6 protein-coding genes are annotated in these 6,184 nt (G+C 60.5%); 2 read left to right on the top strand and 4 right to left on the bottom strand.

Features of this window, described 5'->3' with window-relative positions:
• Nucleotide 1: 1 nt before the first annotated feature.
• Both dinB and AC4FAH_RS09940 read right to left on the bottom strand, forming a co-directional pair.
• Entirely contained in the window at nucleotides 2-1,060 is a 1,059-nt protein-coding gene (dinB, locus tag AC4FAH_RS09945; RefSeq protein WP_490245967.1) for a DNA polymerase IV, read from the bottom strand.
• 164 nt (nucleotides 1,061-1,224) lie between these two features.
• Nucleotides 1,225-2,571 carry a Na+/H+ antiporter family protein gene (locus tag AC4FAH_RS09940; RefSeq protein ID WP_043336774.1) on the bottom strand — a complete coding sequence of 449 codons (1,347 nt, stop codon included), beginning with the start codon at nucleotides 2,569-2,571 and terminating at the stop codon, nucleotides 1,225-1,227.
• A gap of 330 nt (nucleotides 2,572-2,901) precedes the next feature.
• On the opposite strand from AC4FAH_RS09940, the gene AC4FAH_RS09935 reads away from it, so the two are divergent.
• Complete coding sequence (locus tag AC4FAH_RS09935; protein WP_490245966.1) at nucleotides 2,902-3,519, top strand: YrbL family protein; 618 nt, start codon at nucleotides 2,902-2,904, stop codon at nucleotides 3,517-3,519.
• Nucleotides 3,520-3,657: 138 nt separating this feature from the next.
• On the opposite strand, the gene bioA is transcribed toward AC4FAH_RS09935, so the two are convergent.
• Complete coding sequence (gene bioA / locus AC4FAH_RS09930) at nucleotides 3,658-4,968, bottom strand: adenosylmethionine--8-amino-7-oxononanoate transaminase (RefSeq protein ID WP_279832678.1); 1,311 nt, start codon at nucleotides 4,966-4,968, stop codon at nucleotides 3,658-3,660.
• Between the two features lie 75 nt (nucleotides 4,969-5,043).
• Nucleotides 5,044-5,241, bottom strand: coding sequence for a hypothetical protein (locus AC4FAH_RS09925; RefSeq protein ID WP_152965394.1), 198 nt, complete (start codon nucleotides 5,239-5,241; stop codon nucleotides 5,044-5,046).
• A gap of 444 nt (nucleotides 5,242-5,685) precedes the next feature.
• Between AC4FAH_RS09925 and AC4FAH_RS09920 the strand changes: the two genes are divergently transcribed.
• Nucleotides 5,686-6,069 (top strand): histone-like nucleoid-structuring protein, MvaT/MvaU family, encoded by a 384-nt coding sequence (locus AC4FAH_RS09920; RefSeq protein ID WP_043336770.1) that lies wholly within the window; start codon nucleotides 5,686-5,688, stop codon nucleotides 6,067-6,069.
• Nucleotides 6,070-6,184 lie beyond the last annotated feature (115 nt).

Raw genomic sequence — 6,184 nt, 5'->3', positions numbered from 1 at the left:
GCTAGAACAATCCCAGCTGCTGGGCGTCCTCGCGGGCCTTGAGGCGCACGCCGACGCCCAGCAGGCGGACAGGTCGATGGCCGCGTTGCCAGGCTTGCTCCATCAGCAGGGCGAAGCTGTTGGCGCTCGGCAGCGTGGTGGTCGAGGCGGGGAGCAGGCTTTCCAGCGTGGTGCTCTCGAAGTTGTTGAAGCGGATCTTGACGAACTGCTTGGCCAGCACCGGCTGGTCATGGCGGGCGTGACGGCTGGTCAGGCGTTCGAGCAGGGCGGGCAGGCGCTCGAGGCAGGCTGGCAGGTCGGGCAGGTCGTGATCGAAGGTGTGCTCGACACTGATCGACTTGCGCTCGCGCTCGACACGTACCGGTCGCTCATCGATGCCGTGCGCCAGTTCGTGCAGGCGGGTGCCGAACTTGCCGAAGTGCTCGGCCAGTGTCGTCAGTGGCGTGCCGCGCATGTCCTCGCAGGTGGTGATGCCCAGGCGTGTCAGGCGCGCCAGCGTCGCTGGGCCGACCCCGTGCAGCTTGCCGACGGGCAGCTGGCGGATGAAGGCGTCGCTGGTCTCGGGCGTGATCACCGTCAGGCCGTCGGGCTTTTCCCAGTCACTGGCGATCTTGGCCAGAAACTTGTTGGCGGCCACGCCAAGGGAGAGGGTGATGCCGGTGCGCTTGAGCGCCTCTTCCTTCAGCCAGCGCGCCATCCAGGTGGCGCTGCCCTGAAAGTCAGTCACGGCGCTGACATCCAGATAGGCCTCATCCAGCGAGAGGGGCTCCACCAGGGGCGTCAGCTCATGGAAGAGTGCCTGGATCTCGGCGGAAACGGCGCGGTAGCGCTCGAAGTCCGGTGGCACCAGAATCAGCTGAGGGCACAGGCGCAGCGCGCGGGCAGTCGACATCGCCGAGCGTACGCCGAAGGCACGCGCGGGATAGTTGCAGGTGGCGATGACACCGCGTTGCTCGGTGCGGCCACCGATGGCGATGGGCACCTCGCGCCACTCGGGATGGCGGAGCATCTCGACGGCGGCATAGAAGCAATCGCAGTCGGCGTGGAGGATCTTGCGCATGCGCGCATCATGCTAAAAGACTGGATGGCTGTCCAGTGGCGGTACCCATTCATTGCGCCTGAGCCGGCTCCGCAACGACAACGCCCGACAGTGAGGAAGGTCCTCTCTGTCGGGCGTTGGCATGTCTGGCATCTCGCTTGGGCGCGAGACTGTCGCTCAGCGGATTACAGCGTCATCGCGGCCACCCAGCCGAACACGATCAGCGGGATGTTGTAGTGGATGAAGGTCGGCACCACGCTGTCCCAGATGTGGTCGTGCTGCTGATCGACATTCAGGCCGGCCGTCGGGCCGAGGGTCGAGTCAGAGGCAGGTGAGCCGGCATCCCCCAGCGCGGCGGCGGTGCCGATCAGCGCGACGGTGGCCAGCGGCGAGAAGCCGAATTGCAGCGCCAGCGGTACGTAGATGGCGGCAATGATCGGAATGGTCGAGAAGCTGGAGCCGATGCCGAGGGTGATGAACAGGCCGACCATCAGCATGACCAGCGCGGCCAGCGGCTTGTTGTCACCGATGATGTGGAAGGAGGCGTCGACCAGGGTCTGGATGTCGCCGGTGGCCTTCATCACGGAAGCGAAACCTGCCGCCGAGATCATGATGAAGCCGATCAGCGCCATCATGCGCATGCCGGACGTGAAGAGGTCATCCGCTTCGTTCCACTTGAACAGGCCACCCAGCGAGAGGATGGCGAAGCCGACCAGGCCGCCGAGAATCATCGAGCCGGAATACAGCTGAATGCCGAGGGCGGCGATGATGGCGACGCCTGCCATGATCAGGCCGCTCTTGGACGGCGTGTGCATGGGCGTGTGGTGCGGTACGTTGCTGGACTTGATCTCGCGGGTCGCGTAGTCACGCGGCTTGCGGTAGGAGACGAACAGCGCCGTCAGCAGGCCGAGGAACATGCCGCCGACCGGAATCGCCATCGCCATCGGCACCATGCCGCGGGTCACGTCGAGACCGAGCGACTGGCCGGCCTCATTGATATTGGCCAGCAGGATGTCGTTGAGGAAGATGGAGCCGAAACCGACCGGCAGCAGCATGTAGGGCGCGGTCAGGCCGAAGGTCAGTGCACAGGCCACGGCACGACGATCCAGGCGCAGGCGGTTCATGGCGACCAGCAGCGGCGGAATCAGGATCGGGATGAAGGCGATGTGGACCGGAATCAGGTTCTGGGAGGAAATCGCGACCAGAGTCACGCTGCCCAGCAGGCCGTACTTGATGGCCGTCTGGCGGCGCGGCGTGCTTTCGCCATTGAGCAGGCCGATCAGGCGTGCGGCGAGCAGGTCCGGCAAACCGGAGCGAGACAGGGCGACGGCGAAGGCACCGAGGGTGGCGTAGGCCAGCGCGACCTTGGCGCCGCCACCGACACCGTCATTGAAGGCGCCGAGCGTGTCGGTCAGAGACAGACCGCTGAACAGACCGCCGACCAGGGCGCCGGCGACCAGCGCGAAGACGACCGAGACGCGAGCCAACGACAGGCCGACCATGACCAGGACGGCCAGAATTACCGCATTCATGCGAGTACCTCTATGTGGGGTTGTGCCAGCTTTGGGAGTGTTGCGGACAGAGCGGGCGAACTGTGGGTGCGTGGCCACCCGATCCCGGGGCAATGCCTCGCATGACGTGTACATTCGTGACGAATGCCTTGCTGTCGCAGTGTTCCTGCGGCTTCCTCCTGAATGCCGTCAAAAACGGCGCATTATCTTACCAGAAGGGCAACGCAAGCTGAATGGCCGATGAACGTGGGCGCTGCCAAATGCCACAAGTTGGCGTGCCATGACGGCTTTTTGTAGAATGCCACGCTGCCCGGCGGCTGCAGTCGCAGGCGTTATTCAACAGGAGTGCGCATGCTGGAGCTGGAAAATGCCCGCGTCATCGGCATGGGAAATGATCGGCGTGTCTATCAGGACCCGAACGACCCCCATCGCTGCATCAAGGTCCCGCGTTACCCTGACAAGGGCAGCCGCCAGAATGAACGCGAGCAACGCTATTTCGAGGGCCTGGTCAGACGTGGCATGCGCGACTGGTCCTATGTGCCTGCCTACCACGGCAGTGTCGCCACCGCCGAGGGGCTCGGGCTGGTCTTCGATCTGATTCTCGACAGTGACGGCTCCACGTCACGCCGACTGCGCGAGGTGCATCTCGAGACCCCCGAGCGCCTGAGCGCCGAGGTGCTGGTGAGCGAGCTGGCCAATCTCTATCGCTATCTCGAGAAACGCTGGTTGATTCCGTCTGATCTCAATGATCGCAATATCGTGGTCCAGTTCAGCGACGACCAGCCGCCCAGATTGTGGCTGATCGACGGTATCTCGAATCCTGACTTCATTCCGCTGGCGACCAGTGTCGCCTGGCTGGCACGGCGCAAGGTCGCGCGTCGCTATCGACACTTCCTCAAGAAGCTGGTCAAGGTCGGTCAGCTCTCGCCAGAGGATTATCAGGCACTCGAAGCCCGTCTTTGGGGGTGAATGCCTCTGATGGTGATAGCTTGCGAGACTGGTGGCTCTCGAGAGTGACTGCCCCTGATGGCGCTTGCCTCTGATGGCAATCGTCTTTGATGAACATCGCCAGGGGCAGTCGTGTTGTATGTCAGTGCAATCAGTGCATCAGTGTTCCAGGGTCTCGAAGTAGCTGGTCATCGCATGGGTGATCTGGCGCAAGTCCTGCGGCGAGGTGATATAGGCCGGCATGGTATAGAGCCAGCGACCGAAGGGGCGTAACCAGACACCCAGTTCACGGGCATGGGCCTGAGCGCCTGCCAGACTGCTGGCATCGTGCACTTCTATCACCGCCGTGGCACCCAATACGCGTATATCGCGAATGGCGGGGTGGGAGAAATTCAGCAGGGTGTCGCGCAACAATTGATTGAGCTCGGCAATCTTGCCCAGATAATTCTCTTCCTCGAATACCGCGAGACTTTCCAGTGCTACCCGACAGGCCAGCGGATTGCCCATGAAGGTCGGGCCGTGCATGAAGGCGCTATTGGCATCCTCGCCATCAAATGCATGGAAGATATGACTCTGGGCCAGGGTGGCGGCATGTCCCAGATATCCCCCCGTCAGTCCCTTGGAGAGCACCATGATGTCAGGAGAGACATTGGCGTGTTCACAGGCAAACATCTTGCCGGTCCGACCGAAACCGGTCGCGACTTCATCGAAGATCAATACGATCCCGAACTCGTCACATAACTCGCGTGCCGCCTCGAGATAGTAGGGCGAGTACATGTTGAGGCCACCTGCCGCCTGTAACAGAGGCTCCATCAACAATGCCGCTATCTCATGCTGGTGTGTTTCCAGGCAGGCGCGCAATGCGCTGATATCGTCTGCTACCTCTTCACGACTGGCGCTGAAACCGGCAGTCGGCGCCGGTGCGAAATGGTGTCTGGGCAGGAAATCGGCGAACAAGGAATGCATGCCTTCTTCGGGGTCACACACTGCCATGCAGCCCGCCGTATCGCCGTGATAGGCCTTCATCAATGACAGCATGCGCGTTCGTCCGCGCGTGTCATCGCGGTCTTTGCGCTGTTGCTGATATTGCACTGCCATCTTCATGGCGACTTCCATGCCCACCGAGCCGCTATCCGAGAAGAAGACATGATTCAGGCCCTCGGGGGTGACGCGCACCAGCGCATCGGCAAGCTCCTTGGCCGGTCGATGGCGAATGCCGCCCAGCATCACATGGCAGAGTTCTGCCGCTTGCTGCTGAATGGCCGCGACGAGGCGCGGGTGTCCGTAGCCATGGATCATGCACCACCAGGAACATGTCGCATCCAGCAGTGTCTCACCTCCCGCCAGTGTCATGCGGGCTCCCGTGCCGCCGACCACCTCCAGTGGCGCTGGCATGTCCTGCATCTGGGTATAAGGGTGCCAGAGAGAAAGTGAGTCCGTATCGCGGGTCGGCATCTGGGAGAATGGCATGGAGTGTCTCTGCGAGTGGCGGGAGAGTGGAATGGCGTGATGACGGCTCAATCTTTGTCAACTTTGACCATTCTATCAGGTTGACGGTGTTTTTGAAGTGACGCTTTCTGGAGAAAGTGTTGCATTTTGCACCACTATTAGTTCGCCACCTGCTTTAGTATGGACTTCTGTTGTTCGTTCAGGTGCATGCTTTTCGAGGTGCGCAGGCAATGACAGCTCTACATCGAAAGTCTGCAATCTGACGCCGCCACGCCAACGGGAAAGTGGTTGCATAATACTTCCTTGTGGGTTGTTGTCATGAATTGTGCATATCCCGTGAATATTGGAGGTCCAGTGATGGCGGGCCCTCAAGCCTGATATCAGATCGTGGTAAAGACGTCTTCATGTTGTTGCAGAGACGCTTTTGGCAGGCCTGTCTTCAGTTGTGACAGGGGATAATGAAGTGCCTGGGCAGTGAGTACTGTTTTTTTGCTGGCTATTGCATTGATCGGAAAGATTGCATACTTTGGAAACATGTTATTTAAGACTTCACCTCGCAGTTGACTCGGTCTATAATCGCCCTTGATCTGGTGTGGGCGCTTAACTGTCCCGAGTGTCCTGCACAAGTCTTTATGAAAACGCGCTGTTAAACATGTACGGCAGATGAATATCGCCGAGCCTCTTTCAGCATCGTGTTTTCGTGACTCAACTGTCTGTCCCGACATCCTGGAGATACTCATGTCCCTGTTGACTGATTTCATGCAGAAAGAGCAAGAGCTCAAGAAACTTCAAGAGCAGCTGGAAAGCCTGCGCAATGATGACCGTCTGAAGAACGAACTCGAATTCAAGGACAAGCTGGACGCGCTGATGGGCGAGTACGGCAAGTCCACTCGTGACGTCATCACCCTGCTGGACCCGAAAGCGTCCCAGGCGCCGGCTGCTGCCGCACCGGAAAGCAAGACCGGTGGCGTGCGTCGCAAGCGCAAGCTGAAGGTCTACAAGAACCCGCACACCGGTGAAGTCATCGAGACGCGTGGTGGCAACCACAAGCAGCTGAAAGAGTGGAAGGAAGAGCACGGTGCGGAAACCGTCGAATCCTGGCTCGAGCGCACTGAAAGCTGAGCACTGGCTTTGTTGCCAGCTAGCTAGCTGACGCTGCCAGACATGAAAAAGCCCCGCGATTGCGGGGCTTTTTCATGTCTGGCGTTTGACTGACGCTAGACGACGGACTCCCTCT

This window comes from Cobetia sp. (genome assembly GCF_983723665.1).
Note: the sequence above shows the minus strand (reverse complement) of the source record. Positions and strands in the feature narration are given on the sequence as shown.

Excerpts from the sequence above, each read along its gene's own strand:
- dinB (WP_490245967.1), bottom strand. The coding sequence starts at position 1,060 with ATGCGCAAGATCCTCCACGCCGACTGCGATTGCTTCTATGCCGCCGTC.
- AC4FAH_RS09940 (WP_043336774.1), bottom strand. The coding sequence starts at position 2,571 with ATGAATGCGGTAATTCTGGCCGTCCTGGTCATGGTCGGCCTGTCGTTG.
- AC4FAH_RS09935 (WP_490245966.1), top strand. The coding sequence starts at position 2,902 with ATGCTGGAGCTGGAAAATGCCCGCGTCATCGGCATGGGAAATGATCGG.
- bioA (WP_279832678.1), bottom strand. The coding sequence starts at position 4,968 with ATGCCATTCTCCCAGATGCCGACCCGCGATACGGACTCACTTTCTCTC.
- AC4FAH_RS09925 (WP_152965394.1), bottom strand. The coding sequence starts at position 5,241 with ATGCAACCACTTTCCCGTTGGCGTGGCGGCGTCAGATTGCAGACTTTC.
- AC4FAH_RS09920 (WP_043336770.1), top strand. The coding sequence starts at position 5,686 with ATGTCCCTGTTGACTGATTTCATGCAGAAAGAGCAAGAGCTCAAGAAA.